General features: G+C 69.6%; 14 protein-coding genes and 1 tRNA gene. 2 read left to right on the top strand and 13 right to left on the bottom strand.

Annotation, left to right across the window (positions count from 1 at the left end; all coding sequences use genetic code 11):
• Nucleotides 1-49: 49 nt before the first annotated feature.
• The 9 genes from Actob_RS08915 to Actob_RS08875 all read right to left on the bottom strand — a co-directional run bounded on the left by Actob_RS08915 (nt 50) and on the right by Actob_RS08875 (nt 8,481).
• Nucleotides 50-811 (bottom strand): amino acid ABC transporter ATP-binding protein, encoded by a 762-nt coding sequence (locus Actob_RS08915; protein WP_284919585.1) that lies wholly within the window; start codon nt 809-811, stop codon nt 50-52.
• On the bottom strand, nt 808-1,794 hold the full coding sequence (locus Actob_RS08910) for an amino acid ABC transporter permease (protein WP_284919583.1): 987 nt from the start codon (nt 1,792-1,794) through the stop codon (nt 808-810). The genes Actob_RS08915 and Actob_RS08910 overlap by 4 nt, the downstream gene beginning before the upstream one ends.
• A gap of 13 nt (nt 1,795-1,807) precedes the next feature.
• On the bottom strand, nt 1,808-2,713 hold the full coding sequence (locus Actob_RS08905; RefSeq protein WP_284919582.1) for an ABC transporter substrate-binding protein: 906 nt from the start codon (nt 2,711-2,713) through the stop codon (nt 1,808-1,810).
• Nucleotides 2,714-2,743: 30 nt separating this feature from the next.
• Nucleotides 2,744-3,454 carry an ABC transporter ATP-binding protein gene (locus tag Actob_RS08900; RefSeq protein ID WP_284919581.1) on the bottom strand — a complete coding sequence of 237 codons (711 nt, stop codon included), beginning with the start codon at nt 3,452-3,454 and terminating at the stop codon, nt 2,744-2,746.
• Nucleotides 3,444-4,199 (bottom strand): ABC transporter ATP-binding protein, encoded by a 756-nt coding sequence (locus Actob_RS08895; RefSeq protein ID WP_284922276.1) that lies wholly within the window; start codon nt 4,197-4,199, stop codon nt 3,444-3,446. The genes Actob_RS08900 and Actob_RS08895 overlap by 11 nt, the downstream gene beginning before the upstream one ends.
• A gap of 137 nt (nt 4,200-4,336) precedes the next feature.
• Complete coding sequence (locus Actob_RS08890; RefSeq protein ID WP_284919580.1) at nt 4,337-5,458, bottom strand: branched-chain amino acid ABC transporter permease; 1,122 nt, start codon at nt 5,456-5,458, stop codon at nt 4,337-4,339.
• The gene (locus Actob_RS08885; protein WP_284919579.1) at nt 5,455-6,405 is read right to left on the bottom strand and encodes a branched-chain amino acid ABC transporter permease; all 951 of its coding nucleotides are present in this window, start codon (nt 6,403-6,405) and stop codon (nt 5,455-5,457) included. Before Actob_RS08885 ends, Actob_RS08890 begins: the two co-directional genes overlap by 4 nt.
• 82 nt (nt 6,406-6,487) lie before the next feature.
• Nucleotides 6,488-7,651 carry a branched-chain amino acid ABC transporter substrate-binding protein gene (locus Actob_RS08880; RefSeq protein WP_284919578.1) on the bottom strand — a complete coding sequence of 388 codons (1,164 nt, stop codon included), beginning with the start codon at nt 7,649-7,651 and terminating at the stop codon, nt 6,488-6,490.
• 209 nt (nt 7,652-7,860) lie between these two features.
• Nucleotides 7,861-8,481, bottom strand: coding sequence for an ANTAR domain-containing response regulator (locus Actob_RS08875; protein ID WP_284919577.1), 621 nt, complete (start codon nt 8,479-8,481; stop codon nt 7,861-7,863).
• A 130-nt stretch (nt 8,482-8,611) separates the two neighbouring features.
• On the opposite strand from Actob_RS08875, the gene Actob_RS08870 reads away from it, so the two are divergent.
• A tRNA-Leu gene (locus Actob_RS08870) sits at nt 8,612-8,688 on the top strand.
• Nucleotides 8,689-9,025: 337 nt separating this feature from the next.
• Nucleotides 9,026-9,874, top strand: a complete 849-nt coding sequence (locus Actob_RS08865; RefSeq protein ID WP_284919576.1) for an HdeD family acid-resistance protein — start codon at nt 9,026-9,028, stop codon at nt 9,872-9,874.
• Nucleotides 9,875-9,998: 124 nt separating this feature from the next.
• Here the strand turns inward: Actob_RS08865 and Actob_RS08860 are convergent, their stop codons facing one another.
• The 4 genes from Actob_RS08860 to gltB form a co-directional block, all read right to left on the bottom strand.
• Nucleotides 9,999-10,877, bottom strand: coding sequence for an acyl-CoA thioesterase (locus Actob_RS08860; RefSeq protein WP_284919575.1), 879 nt, complete (start codon nt 10,875-10,877; stop codon nt 9,999-10,001).
• Nucleotides 10,874-12,310 (bottom strand): pyruvate kinase, encoded by a 1,437-nt coding sequence (gene pyk, locus Actob_RS08855; RefSeq protein ID WP_284919574.1) that lies wholly within the window; start codon nt 12,308-12,310, stop codon nt 10,874-10,876. Before pyk ends, Actob_RS08860 begins: the two co-directional genes overlap by 4 nt.
• 270 nt (nt 12,311-12,580) lie before the next feature.
• The gene (locus Actob_RS08850) at nt 12,581-14,053 is read right to left on the bottom strand and encodes a glutamate synthase subunit beta (protein ID WP_284919573.1); all 1,473 of its coding nucleotides are present in this window, start codon (nt 14,051-14,053) and stop codon (nt 12,581-12,583) included.
• Nucleotides 14,046-18,599 carry a glutamate synthase large subunit gene (gene gltB, locus Actob_RS08845; protein WP_284919572.1) on the bottom strand — a complete coding sequence of 1,518 codons (4,554 nt, stop codon included), beginning with the start codon at nt 18,597-18,599 and terminating at the stop codon, nt 14,046-14,048. Before gltB ends, Actob_RS08850 begins: the two co-directional genes overlap by 8 nt.
• Nucleotides 18,600-18,715 lie beyond the last annotated feature (116 nt).

Here is an 18,715-nt window from a genome sequence, read left to right as displayed (position 1 = left end):
GAAACTCTAGACCGCGGGTACGACACAAACGGCGACCGCCCCGCCCGCCTCACAGCACCTTGCTCAGGAACGCCTTGGTGCGTTCCTGCTGCGGATTCGCGATGACCTCGTCCGGCCGGCCCTTCTCGACGACGACCCCGCCGTCCATGAAGACCACCTCGTCGGCCACCTCCCGGGCGAAGCCGATCTCGTGGGTCACCACGATCATCGTCATCCCGTCCCGCGCCAGGCCCTTCATCACCTCGAGCACCTCACCGACCAGCTCCGGGTCGAGCGCGCTGGTCGGCTCGTCGAAGAGCATCAGCTTGGGCCGCATGGCCAGCGCCCGGGCGATCGCCACCCGCTGCTGCTGACCGCCGGAGAGCTGGCCCGGGTAGTTGTCCACCTTCTCGCCCAGGCCGACCCGGTCGAGCAGGGCCAGGGCCCGGTCCCGGACCTCGGCCCGGTTCTCCCGCTTGACCCGGCAGGGCGCCTCCATGACGTTGTCCAGGACCGTCATGTGCGGGAACAGGTTGAACCGCTGGAACACCATGCCGATCGACTGCCGCTGCTTGGCGATGTCCCGTTCGTTCATCTCGTGCAGCTTGCCGCCGCGCTCGCGGTAACCGACCAGCTCGCCGTCGACCAGGATCCGGCCGGCGTTGAGTTTCTCCAGGTGGTTGATGCAGCGCAGGAAGGTCGACTTGCCCGACCCGGACGGGCCGAGCACGCAGCTCACCCCGCCCGACGGCACGGTCAGGTCCACGCCCTTGAGCACCTCGAGGGAGCCGAAGTACTTGTGGACGTTCTCCGCCCTCACCATCTCGGTCATGTGACCCGCCCGCCCTGCTCGACCTGGATGTCGCGGAGCCGCTGGCGCGCCTTGCCGGCCGCGCCGTACCCCTTGCCGAAGTGCCGTTCCACGAAGAACTGGCCGATCATCAGCACGCTGCAGATGATCAGATACCAGATCAGCGCGGCCACCAGGCTGGGCAGGACCACGAAGGTACGCGCCTCCACCTGCTGGATCTGGAAGAACAGCTCGGTGGCCACCGGGACGTAGGCGACCAGTGAGGTGTCCTTGACCATCGCGATGATCTCGTTGCCGGTCGGCGGCACGATCACCCGCATCGCCTGGGGCAGCACCACCCGGCGCAGCACCTGGCCGCGGGACATGCCCAGGGCCACGGCCGCCTCGCTCTGCCCGGAGTCGATCGACTGGATGCCGGCCCGGACGATCTCGGCCATGTAGGCCGCCTCGGACAGGCCCAGCGCCAGCACGCCGGCCACGAACCCGGCGAGCAGGTCCTTGGACTCGATGCTGAAGAACTGGCCGTTGAAGTCGTCGAGGCCGAACAGCGAGCCGATCTGCTTGTCGAACGGCAGGCCGAAGCCGATCCGGGTCCACAGGATGTTCAGGTTGCCGAACAGGATCGCCAGCACCAGGCGGGGCGCGGCCCGGAAGAACCAGGTGTAGACCCAGGCGACCGAGGAGAGCACCTTGTTCGACGACAGCCGCATGATCGCGATCACCACGCCGAGCACGACACCGAGCAGCATCGAGCAGACGGTGAGCAGCAGCGTGCCGCGCAGGCCCCGCAGGATCGGCTCGGTGAACATCACGCCCCGCTTGCCGGGGGTGTACTCGAGGAAGATGAACGACCAGCGGAAGCCGGAGTTGGTCAGCAGCAGATGGGCGAACATGGCGACCAGCACCGCCAGTACGCCGACCATCACCCACCTGCCGGGGTGCCGCACGGGCACGGCCTTGATCGCCTCAGGCCGCGCCCGTCCGGTCTCTGTCTCTTGCGTCATTGCCGGATGACGATCAGGAAGCCGGGTTCACCGCGGGCGCGTCGATGGCACCGGCCGCGACGCCCCACTTGTCGAGAACCGTCTTGTAGGTGCCGTCGGCGATGAGCGCCTTGACCGCCTCCGCGATGACGTTCGCGAACTCGGTCTGGTCCTTGCCCACGGCGTAGCCGTACGGCGCGGAGTCGTAGATGTCACCGAGCAGGGCGAGCTGGCCGCCGGTCTGCTTCACCGCGTACGCCGCCACCGGGGAGTCGGCCAGCATGGCGTCGTCCTTGCCGGTCACCACGGCGTTGGTGGCGTCCGACTGGGCCTGGTACTGGTCGACGGTGATCTTCGCCTTGCCCGCCTCGGTGCACTTCTTCGAGCGCGCCGCGATGTCGTCGGCCTGCACCGTCGAGGTCTGCACGGCGATCTTCTTGCCGCACGCGTCGTCCGGGTTGATGGTGGCGCCGGTCTTGGCCGCCCACTGGGTGCCCGCGGAGAAGTAGGAGATCATGTTGACCTCCTTCATCCGGTCCTTGTTGATCGTGAAGGACGAGACGCCGACGTTGTACTTGCCGCTGCCGACGCCCGGGATGATGCTGTCGAACTTGGCGGTCTGCCACTCGGTCTTCAGGCCCAGCTTCTGGCCGACCGCGTTGAACAGGTCGACGTCGAAGCCGACGATGGTCTTGCCGTCGGTGTCCAGGAACTCGCTCGGGGCGTAGGTCGAGTCGGTGCCGATGACCAGCTTGCCGGTCGACTTGATGCTGGCCGGGACCTTGTCGGCGAGCGAGGTGTCGGCCGCCGCGCTCGGCGCCGAGCCGGTGGTGCCGGTGCTGGTGTCGGACTCTTCGCCACAGGCGGACAGCGACACGGTCAGCGCCGCCGCCACGGCCGCGCCGAGGATCGCCCGCCGGCCGGGGGTGATGCGGAACATGGGTACTCCTAAGGGGTTACAAGACTGGGATCAGGCGACGCCGAGGTAGGCGTCCTTGACGGCGGGGTCGTGCAGGAGATCCTGCCCGGTGCCTTCCTTGACGATCCGGCCGGTCTCCAGGACGTACGCCCGGTGCGCCCGGGAGAGCGCCTGCTGCGCGTTCTGCTCCACCAGCAGCACCGTGGTGCCCTGCTGGTTGATCTCCACGATGATGTCGAAGATCTGCTGGATCAGCATCGGCGCGAGACCCATCGAGGGCTCGTCGAGCAGCAGCAGCTTGGGGCGGCTCATCAGCGCCCGGCCGACCGCGAGCATCTGCTGCTCGCCACCGGAGAGCGTGCCGCTGCTCTGCTTCTCGCGTTCCTTGAGCCGGGGGAACAGGGTGAACACCCGCTCCATGTCCTCGGCGATCTCGGCCCGGTTGCGCCGGGTGTAGGCGCCCATCTCGAGGTTCTCCCGGACCGTCATGCCCGGGAAGACGCCGCGGCCCTCGGGCGACTGGGACACCCCGCGCACCACCCGCAGGTCGGCGCGCAGCTTGGTGATGTCCTGGCCGTCGAAGAGGATCGAGCCCTGGGCCACCGGGCGCAGGCCGGAGATGGCCTTCATGGTGGTCGTCTTGCCGGCGCCGTTCGCGCCGATCAGGGCGACGATCTCACCCTCGCCGACGGTGAGGCTGATGCCGTGCAGGGCCTGGATCCGCCCGTACAGCAGCGTGATGTCCTTCAGCTCAAGCAGCATCGGTGGGCACCCCCAGGTAAGCGGCGATGACCGCCGGGTTGTCGCGCACCTCGGCCGGCGTGCCCTCGGCGATCTTCTTGCCGAACTCGAGCACCACGATCCGGTCGGTCACGCCCATCACCAGGCGCATGTCGTGCTCGATCAGCAGCACGGTGACGCCGGTGTCCCGGATCTTCCGGATCAGGCCGAGCAACTCCTCCTTCTCCGCCGGGTTGAAGCCGGCGGCCGGCTCGTCCAGGCAGAGCAGGGTCGGGTTGGTGGCCAGCGCCCGGGCGATCTCCAGCCGGCGCTGCTCGCCGTACGAGAGGTTCCGGCTGACCTCGCCGGCCCGGTGCTCGATGCCGACGAAGCGCAGCAGCTCCATCGACCGGGCCCGGCCGTCGCGCTCCTCCCGCCAGAACCGCGGCAGGCGGAACAACGCGCTGAGCACGCTGGTCTTGAAGTGGGCGTCAGCGCCCACCATCACGTTCTCCAGCGCCGTCATCTCCGGGAACAGCCGGACGTTCTGGAACGTCCGGGCGATCCCGCCGCGGGTGATCTCGTGCTTCTTCTTGCCGATCAGCGACTCGCCCCGGAACCGGATCTGCCCGCTGGTCGGCCGGTAGACGCCGGTCATCGCGTTGAAGCAGGTGGTCTTGCCGGCGCCGTTCGGCCCGATCAGGCCGAAGATCTCGCCCTTGCGCAGCGCGAAGCTGATCCCGTTCAGCGCCACCACGCCGCCGAAGCGGAGCGTGACGTCGTCCATCTCCAGCAGGACGTCGTCGCCGCGGGTGACCGGCGAATCCGGCGAACCCTTCGAGACCGGACCGGTCGGCGCGGCCTCGTCCACCGGGCCCGCGTTCAGACGGTCGAGCTCCTCGGGGCTCTCGACATGTGGCTCGCTCATTGCGGCGCGGCCTCCTTCTGGCGGTCTTTCAGCTCCATCGCGCGCCGTCTGCTCGGGATGAGACCCTGCGGCCGGAGCACCATGATCAGGATGATCAGCGCGCCGAACATGGCGAACCGGTACTCGTACAGGTCGGTGTCGAACGGGCCGGTGATGCCCCGGAGCCGGTTCGGGATGTACGAGATCAGCGCGCCACCCAGGATCGCGCCGGCGATGTTGCCGGAGCCACCCATGACGACGCCGGCCAGCACCAGGATGGAGAACTGCAGGACGAACGGCTGCGAGTTGATGAAGCCGTTCTCGCCGGCGAACAGCACGCCGCTCAGGCCACCGATGAACGCGCCGATGGCGAACGCCCACAGCTTGAACTTGATCGTCCGCACGCCCATGATCTCGGCGGCTTCCTCGTCCTCGCGGATCGCCAGCCAGGACCGGCCGACCCGGCTGCGGTCCAGGTTGCGCACCCCGAGGATGACCACGATCACCACGGTGAGCGCCAGCCAGAAGTACGGCGTGGCGTCCGCGACGCCGAAGATCGGGGTGCCGTCGGAGTGCTGCCCCGGCGGGTGCGGGATCTGCGAGAAACCGCGTTCCCCACGGGCCCAGTCCGAGCTGGTGACGATGATCCGGATGATCTCGGCGAAACCGAGCGTCACGATTGCCAGGTAGTCACCGCGCAACCGCAGCGTCGGCCAGCCCAGCAGCACACCGGCCAGCATGGTCACGGCCAGCGCGACCGGGATGGCGACCACCCAGCCCCACTTGGTGCCCAGCACGCTGTCCGGGGAGGTGAGCAGGGCGGTCACGTAGGCGCCGACGGCGAAGAAGCCGACGTAGCCGAGGTCCAGCAGACCGGCGAAGCCGACCACCACGTTCAGGCCCACGGCGAGCAGCACGTAGTACGCCATCTCGAACAGGGCGGTGCGCCAGTCGACGCCGGTGGTGATGACCTGCGGGCCGATCACCGGGACCGACTCCACGTACGGCAGCAGGTACGCGCCGATCACCAGCAGGGCGATCAGGCCCAGGCGTACCGGCATCGGCTGGCGGCCGAGCCAGCCGCGCAACTGGCGGCCGCTCTTCTTCGCGGTGACCGGTTTTTCAGCGACGGCACTCATGCGCGCGCCCTCCCCAGGGACTCACCCAACAGACCGGTCGGGCGGAAGAGCAGGATCAGGACCAGAGCCACGAACCCGACGGCGTGCAGCCACTCGGTGCCGAACAGGCCGGCCGCGTAGTTCTGCACCAGGCCGAGCAGCAGGCCGCCGAGCAGCGCGCCGCGCAGGTTACCGATGCCGCCGAGCACGGCGGCGGTGAAGGCCTCGATGCCCAGCAGGAAGCCCGCGTCGAACTTGGTGACGCCGACCTTGAGGTCGTACATCACCGCGGCGACGCCGGCCATCAGGCCACCGATCAGGAAGACCAGCGCGATCACCCGGGACTTGTTGACGCCCATCAGGGCGGCACTGTCCGGGTTCTGTGCGACCGCCCGGATGCCCCGGCCGAGCCGGGACCCGTTGATGAAGCGGTCGAGCAGGAACATCATCACCAGGGCCAGCACGATGATGAGGATCTGCAGGTTGGTGATCTCCATGTTGCCGATGGTGATCACCGCCTTGGGCTGGATCAGCGGCGGGACCCCGCGGGGGCCACGGTGCGTCACCACGCCGACCACCTCGGAGATGACCAGCGAGGCGCCGATCGCGGTGATCAGGAAGGCGAGGGGCGGTGCGTTGCGCTTGCGCAACGGGCGATACGCCACCAGCTCCACGGTGAGTGCGGTGAGGCCGGAGATGATGATCGCGGCGACCAGGCCGAGAACCAGGTAACCGAGCACCGCGCCGACCGACGGGGTGGCCGAGTTCTGGTCCAGGCCGAACCAGCCCCAGGAGATCAGGGCGGCGTAGGTGCCGAGGAGGAAGACTTCGGAGTGGGCGAAGTTGATCAGCCGGAGAACGCCGTAGACGAGGGTGTAGCCCAGAGCGAACAGGGCGATGATGGCGCCCTGCGTCAGGCCAGTGATCGTCAGCGGCCCGAAGTTCTGAATCAGACCGGAGAAATTCACAAGAGGGCTCCAAAACGACGAGGTCGGTGCGGCCGGAGATCATCCGGCCACACCGGCCCTACAGAGAGTTACCGCCTAGCGGTCAGGAAACCTTGATCTCCACGTCCGCCTTGGTGTCGCCCGACTCGTCGAACTTGAAGGCCCAGACCTTGATCAGGGTCGGGTCCAGCTCGCCCTCGGCGGTCCACTTGTACGTGTTCGCGATGCCCTTGTAGTTCACCGTCGACAGGTAGGTGTTCAGCTTGTCCGGCGTGGTGTTACCGGCCTCGATGCCCTGCAGGAAGATGTTCGCGGCGTCGAACGCGACGTCGGAGTACGTGCCGGCGGCGACGTTCCACTTCGTCTTGTACGCGTTGTTGAACTCCTGGCCCGCCTGCTCCGGCGGGGAGCACGGGCAGGTCACCACGGTGCCGACAGCCGCGGCGTTGCCGGACGCCTTGGCCAGGCCCGGGTCCTTCATGCCGTCGCCGCCGAGCAGCGTGCCCTTCCAGCCGGCCGCGGTGAGCTGCTTCCGGATCAGGCCGGCGTTGGTGTAGTAACCGCCGTAGAAGAAGGCGGTCGCGCCGCTCGACTTCACCTTGGAGATCAGCGCCGAGAAGTCGCTCTGCTTGCCGTCACCGTCGGTCTTGTCGGAGTCGACCACCGCGGCACCCAGCTTGCTCTTGACCACGTCGGCCAGGCCCGCGCCGTACGCGGACTGGTCGTCGGCCACGAAGACCTTCTGCGCCTTCAGGGTGTCCTTGATGTACGCCGCGGCGGCCGGGCCCTGCGCGTCGTCGTTCGCGACGGCGCGGTGGAAGATCTTCCAGCCCTTGGACGACAGCGAGGTGCGGGTCGCCGACGGGGTGATCGTCGGGATCTTCGCCTCGGCGAAGATCGGGTCGGCGGCCTCGGACTCACCGGAGAACGGCGGGCCGACGACACCGAGGATCTTCTTGTCGGAGACGAGCTGCCGGGCCACACCGGGAGCCACCTCCGCCGCACCCTGCGAGTCGAACTTGGCGACCTCGATGCAGGTCGACCCCTTCTTCTCGTTGTACTGGTTGACGGCCAGCTCGAAGCCCTGCTCGATGTTCACACCGAGGTTGGCGGCCGAACCGGTGAGCGCACCGAAGAACGCCAGCTTGTAGCCGCAGTTCGAACCTGACGCCGTGTCGCTGCTCGTATCCTTGTTACAAGCTGCAGTACCGGCGAGCAGCCCGATCAGAGCGACACCGCCGATCGCACGCGCGAAGACCTGCTTCAAGGTTGGAACCCTCCTCATAACCGAACCCACCGGGCCACCACACGCCGATTGGCCCTTGCCAATCGGCGGAGCGCAGTCAGCCCGTCATGGGGCGGGACGCTATCCCAGGTGAGTCACGGGTGGATAGCGTTCGAACCGGCTTTCACCGAACCGTTACGTCCGGTGATCGAACGCACGAGGAGAGTGTCACAAGCCACAGTTTGTCAAGGTCAACTCGGCTGCTGTACGCCGCCGGACTCCTGACCCTCGGCCAGAATCCGGTCAGCCACCTCACGCATGGTCATCCGATGGTCCATCGCGGTTCGCTGGATCCACTTGAAGGCCTGCGGCTCGGTCATCGCGTACTTCGTCATCAGCTCGCCCTTGGCGCGCTCCACCGACTTGCGCGTCTCCAGGCGCTCGGTCAGCCCGGCCACCTCGGACTCCAGCGCGGCGATCTCGGAGTACCGCGAGAGCGCGATCTCGATGGCCGGCACCAGGTCCGATTTCTGGAACGGCTTCACCAGGTACGCCATGGCGCCGGCGGCACGGGCCCGCTCCACCAGGTCGCGCTGGCTGAACGCGGTCAGGATCACCACCGGGGCGATCCGCCCGCCGGCGATCCGCTCGGCCGCGGCCAGGCCATCCATGATCGGCATCTTGATGTCCAGGATCACCAGGTCCGGCTTCAGCTCCTCGGCCAGCCGCACCGCGGTCTCGCCGTCTCCCGCCTCGCCGACCACGTCGTAACCCTCTTCGACGAGCATCTCGGCGAGGTCCAACCGGATCAGGGCCTCGTCCTCGGCGATGAGCACCCGTTTGCGCTCGGCACCAGCCTGCGTGTCGGCCACGGAACCTCTTCCCTCATCCCTCTGCGTCGCGACACCCTGGTATCTGGGTGTCACCCTCCTCAGCGTAGTAGGTAGGCTGTCTCTCGCTGAGGTTGGCATCACCGCTTCCAGTGGTGTGGCCATCCCGTCTGTCCCCGTAGACCAACCGGCAGAGTCGATGGACTCAAAATCCATGCAGTGTGGGTTCGAATCCCACCGGGGACACCAGAAACCATCACCGCGGCCGCCTCGGCGAGCGTCGCATTCCGCATCGGCCCTGTGGTGACGCGACCCACAGACGCGGGAGACATGCGGACCGCGGCCCCCGCGGAAACCATTCCGGTTCCCGGTCCGCCCGCGCCTCCGGCGATTTTCCGGTACGCCGTGAACGGCGTACCGGAAAGCGTCTCATAGTCGTCCCGGCTCCCCGGCCAATCTCCGCGAACGCCCCGCCGCCGCCTGCCCGCGGTGCTGTCATGGCAGGGACAGCATCACGGGAGGCCTCATGTTGTGGTCCGGTTCGTCGCCACTGACCGTCGCACGCGGGGGGATGTGGGGATTCCTGATGGTGGCCGCGGCCGCCTGGCTGGTCACCGGCTGGAGCGTGCTGCGACTGGAACCGACCGACATCACCGCCGTGGCCGGGCCGATCGTGCTGTTCGGGGCGGTCTGCGAGGGCCTGCGGGCGCTGGCCGGCACCCGCACCTGGTGGCTGAACGCCGGGCTGGCCGTGCTGTTCGCCGTCACCGGCACGATCATGCTGGTCAGCGACGACTCCGGGTACACCACGACGGCCGCGCTGATCGGCTGGTACCTGCTGGTCCGGGGCGCCGTCGACGTCGCGGTCGGGATCATGACGCGCGGCACGGACCGGGTGTGGAGCCTGGTCGTCATGATCGGCGTGCTGGAGACCGCGCTGGGCTTCCTGGCCGCCGGCCCGCTGGCCCGTGGCGCACAGGCGGTGCTGGTGATCCTGGGCGGGCTCGGGGTGCTGCGGGCGGTCGCCGACCTGGTCACCGCGCTGCGCCTGCGGGAGGTCGCGGCGAAGGGCCGCGACGTGCTGGACCTGCCGCCGGAACGGGCCGCCGGGCTGGCCGGGTACTCGGCCGGGCACACCGACTTCGAGGGCGCCGGCCGGGCGCGGGCCAAGCACCGGGCCCGGGACGGCGCGGTCGCCACCGCCGAACCGCACTTCGGGGCGCACACCGAGTCGTTCCACGAGCGGGTGGTGCGGACCACCGCCGACCTGGACGCGATGCTGGCCCAGGCCGGGATCACCGGGCCCCGGCCGGGCGCGCCGGCCGCGCCGGAGACCGCCGACCTGCCACCGGCCCCGGACAGCCCGGAGGGTCTGGCGAGCGCCCCGGCAGCGAGGAACGCCGCCCAGCCGGAGCGTCCGGCGGGCGGGCACTAGAAAGAAAGTCCTGTCCCCGGCCCCGCCGGTGGTGGATCCGTGAGCGGCCAGTCGCCAGGCCGGGACCCACCTCCGGCGGGGTCACCAGGAGATCAGGGCGGTCCAGATCAGGGCCGGTCCGGGATCAGGCACCGACCCGGCGGAGCAGGCCCTCCTGGACGGCCGAGGCGATGTGCCGGCCGTCCCGGGTGAACATCCGCCCGTTCGCCAGGCCGCGACCCCGGCCCGCCGACGGGCTGGCGCTGTCGTAGAGGAACCACTCGTCGGCCCGGAACGTCCGGTGGAACCACAGCGCGTGGTCCAGGCTCGCGCCCACCACGCCGCCCGGTCCCCACACCTCGCCGTGGTAGGACAGCACCGCGTCCAGCAGCGACAGGTCGGACGCGTAGGTCAGCGCGCAGGCGTGCAGCAGCGGGTCGTCCGGCAGCTTGCCGTCGATCCGCATCCACACCCGCTGCTGCGCACTCGCGTCCCGGTCGCCGGGCGGCACCCAGCCGGGCTGGCCCAGGTAGCGCACGTCGACGGCCTGCGGGCTGGCGTTGAACACGCTGCGCCGGCTCGGGTACTTGTCCACCCAGTCACGCATGGTGGGGACGTCCTCCGGGCCGGGCACCCCCTCGGGCGCCGGCTCGTGGTGGTCCAGCCCGTCCTCGAGGACCTGGAACGACGCCGACATGAAGAAGATCGTCTTGCCGTGCTGGCGGGCGGTGGACCGGCGGACCGAGAAGGAGCGCCCGTCGCGGATGTTCTCCACGTGGAACGTGATCGGCTCGGTCGGGTCGCCGGGGCGTACGAAATAGCCGTGCAAGGAGTGGACCAGCCGTGCCGGATCGACGGTGCGGCCCGCGGCGACCAGCGCCTGCCCGGCGACCTGGCCGCCGAACACGCGCTGGGCACCGGTCTGCGGGCTGTCACCGGTGAACGTGGCCGCGTCGACCTGCCTCAGGTCGAGGATCTCCAGAAGCTGGTCGACGGCGGCCTGGCCCTGCAGGGGTTGCGTCATACGGCGGACGGGTCCACGAGCGAGCCGAGCTGGTGCACGCGCAGGGTGTTGGTGGAACCCGGCGCGTTCGGCGGGGAGCCGGCCACGACGACCACGTAGTCGCCGGGCTTGGCCAGGCCCAGACCCAGCATCTTCGCGTCCACCTGGCGGAACATGTCGTCGGTGTGCTCCACGAAGTCGGTCAGGAACGTCTCCACGCCCCAGCTCAGCGCCAGGGTGCTGCGGACGTGGTCGACCGGGGTGAACGCGTAGAGCGGCAGGTCGCAGTGCAGCCGGGCGAGGCGGCGCACGGTGTCACCGGTCTGCGAGAACGCCACCAGCGCCTTGGCGCCGATGTTCCGCGCGATCTGCGAGGCGGCGATGGTGAGCGCGCCACCGTGCGTCTTCGGGTCGTGCTGCAGCCGGGCCACGCCCAGGCCGCCGGACTCGGTGGTGGTGACGATCTTGGCCATCGTGCTGACCGTGAGCACCGGGTACTTGCCGACGCTGGTCTCACCGGAGAGCATCACCGCGTCGGTGCCGTCGAGCACGGCGTTGGCGACGTCGGAGGCCTCGGCCCGGGTCGGGCGCGAGTTCTCGATCATCGAGTCGAGCATCTGGGTGGCCACGATGACCGGCTTCGCGTTCTCCCGGCACAGCTGCACGGCGCGCTTCTGCACCAGCGGGACCTGGTCCAGCGGCAGCTCGACGCCCAGGTCACCGCGGGCGACCATGACGCCGTCGAAGGCCAGCACGATCGCCTCGAGGTGCTCGACCGCCTCCGGCTTCTCCACCTTGGCGATCACCGGGACGCGGCGGCCCTCCTCGTCCATCACCTGGTGGACGAGCTTGATGTCGTCGGGCGACCTGACGAACGACAGGGCCACCAGGTCGACGCCGAGTTTCAGCGCGAACCGCAGGTCCTGCTCGTCCTTGTCGCTCATGGCGGGGACGCTCACCGCGACGTTCGGCAGCGAGACACCCTTGTTGTTGCTGACCGGGCCACCCTCGGTGACCAGGACGCTGATGTCGTTGCCCTCGACGCCGGTCACCTCGACGGCCACCTTGCCGTCGTCGATCAGCAGGCGGTCACCGACCTTGACCTCCTGCGGCAGCTTCGTATAGGTGCAGGAGACCCGGTCCTTGGTGCCGATGATCTCGTCACCGGTGATGACCACCCGGTCACCGGTCTCCCAGCGGTGCGGGCCGTCGGCGAACTTCCCCAGCCGGATCTTCGGACCCTGCAGGTCGGCGAGGATGGCGACGGCACGGCCCGCCTGCTCCGACGCGGACCGGACCAGCTCGTACATCTCCCGGTGGTTCTCCCGGGTGTCGTGGCTGAAGTTCATCCGGGCCACGTCCATGCCCGCCTCGACCAGCCCGAGCATCCGCTCGGGAGACTTGGTGGCGGGGCCCATCGTGCAGACGATCTTTACGCGGCGTGTCACGGCCATCAGGCTAATCCTTCTCCTGGGGCGGCTCGGCGAGCGACCCCCGTCCTCGGCATGAATTGCGGGTGTCGACGGCGAGGTCAACCCGGGAAATCACGGGTTCGCTGCGTCGTCCGCGGGCTTCAGCGACCGCCGGATCAGCTTATCGGTCGCCTGAAGGCGACCGGCGCCACATGCCACAACCCCCTGTCGCGTACGTCGATCAAGTCCCCGACCAGCACAAAGAGGCCCGCCACCCCCCGAAAAGGGTGACGGGCCCCAGTGAACGCTTACTCAGACCGAGAGCGGCTGCTGGTCCGAGCGAACGGGTGCCGGCAGATCTCCCGCCGCGCCCAGGTAGTCGTGGATCGCCGCGGCGGCCGACCGGCCCTCGGCGATCGCCCAGACGATCAGCGACGCGCCCTTGTGCATGTCGCCCGCCACGAACACGCCCTCGGCGTCGGTCTGCCACTCCCGGTTCGCGTCCAGCACGTTGCGCCGGTTGCGGGTCAGGCCGAACTGGGCCAGCAGCGGCTGGTCCTCGGTGCCCTCGAAGCCGATCGCCAGCAGCACCAGGTCGGCGCGCAGCTCGCGCTCCGAGCCGGGTACCACGGTGACCGTCCGGACCCCGTCGACCCGCTGCACCGAGACCTCGGCCAGCCGGATCGCGACCAGGTTGCCCCGCTCGTCGCCGACGAACTCCTGGACGGCGACGCCGAAGATCCGGTCGCCACCCTCCTCGTGCGCGGCGTAGTTGCGCAGGATCATCGGCCAGGTCGGCCACGGGTCCTTGAGCCCGGCCCGGACCTCCGGCGGCAGCGGGTACTGGTCCAGCTGGGTCACCGAGGCGGCGCCCTGACGGTGCGCGACGCCGAGGCAGTCCGCCCCGGTGTCGCCACCGCCGATGATGATCACGTGCTTGCCCTTGGCGTCGATCGGCGTGGTGTCCTGCAGGCCCGCGACGATCCGGTTGGCCGGGACCAGGTGCTCCATCGCCAGGTGCACGCCGTTGAGGTGGCGGCCCGGGGTCTCCGGGGTGTCCCGGCCGGCCAGCGCGCCGGCGGCCAGCAGCACCGCGTCGTACCGCTCGCGCAGGTCGTCGGCGGTGATGTCGACGCCCACGTTGACCCCGGTCTGGAAGACCACGCCCTCGGCGGCCATCTGCTCGAGCCGCGCGTCGATCACGTGCTTCTCGATCTTGAAGTCCGGGATGCCGTAGCGGAGCAGGCCACCGATCCGGTCGTCCCGCTCGTAGACGGTGACCGCGTGCCCGGCCCGGGCCAGCTGCTGCGCGGCGGCCAGGCCGGCCGGGCCGGAACCGACCACCGCGACCGACTTGCCGGACGCCACCGGCGCCGGCTGCGGCCGGACGAAGCCCAGGTCGAACGCGTGGTTGGCGATCTCCACCTCGACCTGCTTGATGGTCACCGGGTCGTCGCCGATGCCCAGCACGCAGGCCGCCTCGCACGGCGCCGGGCAGAGCCGGCCGGTGAACTCCGGGAAGTTGTTGGTGGCGTGCAGCGACTCGGCCGCCGACTCCCAGTTCCCGGTACGCACCAGGTCGTTCCAGTCCGGGATGCGGTTGCCCAGCGGGCACCCGTCGTGGCAGAACGGGATGCCGCAGTCCATGCAGCGGGTGGCCTGGTCGCGGATCAGCTCCTCGCCCGCGGGCGGGTAGACCTCGCGCCAGTCCATGATCCGCACCGGGACCGGCCGCCGCTTGGGCAGCTGCCGCTGGTAGCGGAGGAAACCGTTCGGGTCAGGCACTGGTAACCCCCATGACCGCCTCGTCGACGTTGTGACCGGCGGCTTCGGCGGTCTTGATCAGCTCCATCACGCGCTTGTAGTCGCGCGGCACCACGGCGGTGAACCGCTCGACAGCGGCCGGCCAGTCCTTCAGCAGGCGCTCGGCCACCGCCGAGTCGGTCTCCGCGTGGTGCTTCTCGACCAGCGAGCGCAGCAGGTCGCGCTCCTCGTCGGTGAGCGGCGCGAGATCCACCAGCTCCGGGTTGACCAGGTCCTGGTTCAGGTCCAGCACGAACGCCTTGCCGCCGCTCATGCCGGCCGCGAAGTTGCGCCCGGTCGGGCCGAGCACCACCACGGTGCCACCGGTCATGTACTCGCACCCGTGGTCGCCGACGCCCTCGACGACCGCCACGCCGCCCGAGTTGCGGACCGCGAACCGCTCGCCGACCCGGCCGCGCAGGAAGATCTCGCCGGCCGTGGCGCCGTACAGGATGGTGTTGCCGGCGATGGTGTTGTCCTCGGCGGTGAACGGCGCGTCCTCGGCCGGCCGGACGATCACCCGGCCGCCGGACAGACCCTTGGCGACGTAGTCGTTGGTGTCGCCGATCAGCCGCAGGGTGACGCCGCGCGGCAGGAACGCGCCGAACGACTGGCCACCGGTGCCCCGCAGGGTGAACTCGATGGTGTCGTCGGGCAGGCCGTTGCCGCCGTACCGCCGGGAGACCTCGCCGCCCAGCATGGCGCCGACGCTGCGCTGGTCGTTGCGGGTGCGCAGCTCGTGCCGGACCGGGTGACCCTTGATCAGGGCCGGCTGGGCCAGCGCGATCAGCTCGTTGTCCAGCGCTTTCTCCAGGCCGTGGTCCTGGGCCACCACGCCGCGGCGGGCCGCGCCCTCGGGCAGCTCGGGCACGTAGAGGATGGGCGCCAGGTCGAGGCCCTTGGCCTTCCAGTGGTCGACCGCCTCGACCACGTTGAGGACCTCGGCGTGGCCGATGGCCTCCTCGATGCTCCGGAACCCGAGCTCGGCCAGGATCTCCCGGACCTCCTCGGCGAGGAACATGAAGAAGTTCTCCACGAACTCCGGCTTGCCGGTGTACCGCTCGCGCAGCACCGGGTTCTGCGTGGCGATGCCGACCGGGCAGGTGTCCAGGTGGCAGACCCGCATCATGATGCAGCCGGAGACGATCAGCGGCGCGGTGGCGAAGCCGAACTCCTCGGCGCCGAGCAGGGCCGCGATCACCACGTCCCGGCCGGTCTTGAGCTGGCCGTCGACCTGCACGGTGACCCGGTCGCGCAGCTTGTTCAGCAGCAGCGTCTGCTGCGCCTCGGCCAGGCCCAGCTCCCATGGGGTGCCGGCGTGCTTGAGCGAGTTCAGCGGGGACGCGCCGGTGCCGCCGTCGTGCCCGGAGATCAGGATGACGTCGGCCTTCAGCTTGGCGACACCCGCCGCCACCGTGCCCACGCCGATCTCGGAGACCAGCTTGACGTGCACCCGGGCGGCCGGGTTGACCATCTTCAGGTCGTGGACCAGCTGCGCCAGGTCCTCGATCGAGTAGATGTCGTGGTGCGGCGGCGGCGAGATCAGGCCGACGCCCGGGGTGGCGTGCCGGGTCTTGGCGACCCACGGCCACACCTTGTTGCCGGGCAGCTGGCCGCCCTCGCCGGGCTTCGCGCCCTGCGCCATCTTGATCTGCAGGTCGTCCGCGTTGACCAGGTATTCGCTCGTCACGCCGAACCGGCCGGAGGCGATCTGCTTGATCGCGGAACGGCGCTCCGGGTCGTAGAGGCGCTCGACGTCCTCGCCGCCCTCGCCGGTGTTCGACTTGGCGCCGAGCCGGTTCATCGCGATGGCCAGCGTCTCGTGCGACTCGGCGGAGATCGAGCCGTAGCTCATCGCGCCGGTGGAGAACCGCTTGACGATCTCGCTGGCCGGCTCGACCTCGCTGATGTCGATGGCCGGCCGGTCCGCCGCGAACCGGAACAGGCCGCGGAGGTGGCCGGCCTGCGCCGACAGCTCGTTGACCTTGCCGGTGTACTTGCGGAAGACGTCGTACTGCTTGCTGCGGGTGGCGTGCTGGAGCAGGAAGACCGTCTCCGGGTTGAACAGGTGCAGCTCACCCTCGCGGCGCCACTGGTACTCGCCGCCGACCTCCAGCCGGCGGTGCGCCCGCTCGGCCGGGTTCGCCGGGTACGCCTTCTCGTGCCGCGCCTTGACCTCGGCGTGGATCTCGGCCAGGCCGACCCCGCCGATCCGGCCCGAGGTGCCCGCGAAGTACCGCTGGAGCAGCTTGTTGTCCAGGCCGACGGCCTCGAACACCTGCGCGCCGCAGTACGAGGACACCGTGGAGATGCCCATCTTCGACATGATCTTCTGGACGCCCTTGCCGAGCGCCTTGACGTAGTTGCGGACCGCCTTGCGCGGGTCGATGCCGGTCAGCGCGCCGGTGGCGATCAGGTCGTCGACGCTCTCGAAGGCGAGGTACGGGTTGACCGCCGCCGCGCCGAACCCGATCAGGGTCGCCGCGTGGTGCACCTCGCGGCAGTCACCGGACTCGACCACCAGCGCCACCTGGGTGCGGGTCTGCTCGCGCACCAGGTGCTGGTGCACGGCCGCGGTGAGCAGCAGCGACGGGATCGGCGCCAGATCGGCGTTGGAGTCCCGGTCGGAGAGCACCAGGATCCGGACGCCGTCCTCGATCGCCTCGGAGACGTGCCGGCAGATCTGGGTGAGCCGGGCCTTGATGCCGGCCGCGCCGTCCCGCAGCGGGTAGAGGCCGGAGACCCGGACCGCCTTGAACCCGGGCAGGTCGCCGTCCTCGTCGATGGAGAGCAGCTTCGCCAACTCGTCGTTGTCGATCACCGGGTAGGGCAGGGCGATCTGCCGGCAGCTCGCCGGGCCCGGCTTGAGCAGGTTGGCCTCCGGGCCGATGGTGGTGGCCAGGCTGGTCACCAGCTCTTCCCGGATGGCGTCCAGCGGCGGGTTGGTGACCTGCGCGAACAGCTGGTGGAAGTAGTCGAACAGCAGCCGCGGCCGGGTGGACAGCGGGGAGATCGGGGTGTCCGTGCCCATCGAGCCGAGCGGCTCGGCGCCGGACCGCGCCATCGGCGCGACCAGGATCTTCAGCTCCTCCTCGGAGTACCCGAACACCTGCTGGCGACGGGTCACCGAGTCGTGCGTGTAGATCACGTGCTCGCGCGGCGGCAGGTCGGCGAGCTCGATCAGCCCGGCGTGCAGCCAGTCCGCGTACGGCTCGGCGGCGGCCAGCTCGGCCTTGATCTCGTCGTCGTGCGCGATCCGCCCGGCAGCGGTGTCGACCAGGAACATCTTGCCCGGCTGCAGGCGGCCCTTGGCGACCACCTCGGCCGGGTCGACGTCCAGCACGCCGGCCTCGGAGCCGAGCACGACCAGGCCGTCCCTGGTGTGCCACCAGCGGCCGGGGCGCAGCCCGTTGCGGTCCAGCACGGCGCCGATCACGGTGCCGTCGGTGAAGGCGACAGCGGCCGGCCCGTCCCACGGCTCCATCAGGCTCGCGTGGAAGCGGTAGAAGGCGCGCCGCGCCGGGTCCATCGCCGGGTCGTTCTCCCAGGCCTCCGGGATCATCATCAGCATCGCGTGCGGCAGGCTGCGACCGGCCAGGTGCAGCAGCTCCAGGACCTCGTCGAAGGAGGCCGAGTCGGAGGCCTCCGGCGAGTTGATCGGGAACAGCCGCTTGATGTTGCCGGGCAGGTTCGGGGTGGACAACAGCGCCTCGCGGGCGGCCATCCAGTTCTTGTTGCCGCGGATGGTGTTGATCTCACCGTTGTGCGCGATCAGCCGGTACGGGTGCGCCAGCGGCCACGACGGGAAGGTGTTGGTGGAGAACCGGGAGTGCACCAGGGCGATCGCCGAGGTCACCCGCTTGTCGGTCAGCTCCGGGAAGAACTCCGGCAGCTGCTCCGGGGTGAGCATGCCCTTGAAGGTGATGGTCCGCGAGGACAGCGAGGGGAAGTAGGCGGCCACGCCACGCTGCGTGGTCTCCCGTTCGGCCTGCTTGCGGATGCAGAACGCGACCCGGTCCAGCTCGATGCCGGACAGCCGCTCACCGGCCGGGCCGGCGCTCGAGTCGACCAGCCGGTGCGCGGCCAGGAAGACCTGCCGGATCGCCGGGCGCGCGTCCTCGGCGGTGGCGCCCAGGTCGGCCGGGTCCACCGGCACCTCCCGCCAGCCGAGCAGGTCGCCACCCTCGACCAGGGCGTACTTCTCGAAGACCTTGATCGCACGGGCGGCCTCGTCCGCGTCGGTCGGCAGGAAGACCAGACCGGTCGCGTAGTGACCCGCCTCGGGCAGGTCGAAGTCGAGGATGGCGCGGTAGTACTCGTCCGGGACCTGAATCATGATCCCGGCGCCGTCGCCGGTGTTCTGCTCGGCGCCACGCGCGCCCCGGTGGTCCAGGCGGATCAGCGCCGACAGACCCTTGGCCACCACGTCGTGACTACGACGGCCGTGAATGTCGGCAACAAAGGCCACGCCACAGGCGTCACGCTCGAACGCCGGGTCGTACAACCCCTGGGGATGCGGATATGCCACCGGGCCTCCTGTCGTCTGGTGTTTCGGATCAAGGTCGGGACGACGTCGGCCCTGCAAAGTCTCTTGAGTCTACGTTAAGAGACACCGATCTCCGCCAGGTGCGGATTGATCACACC

The organism is Actinoplanes oblitus, assembly GCF_030252345.1.
GTDB classification, from domain to species: domain Bacteria; phylum Actinomycetota; class Actinomycetes; order Mycobacteriales; family Micromonosporaceae; genus Actinoplanes; species Actinoplanes oblitus.
This window is presented reverse-complemented; position numbering and strand designations above follow the sequence as displayed.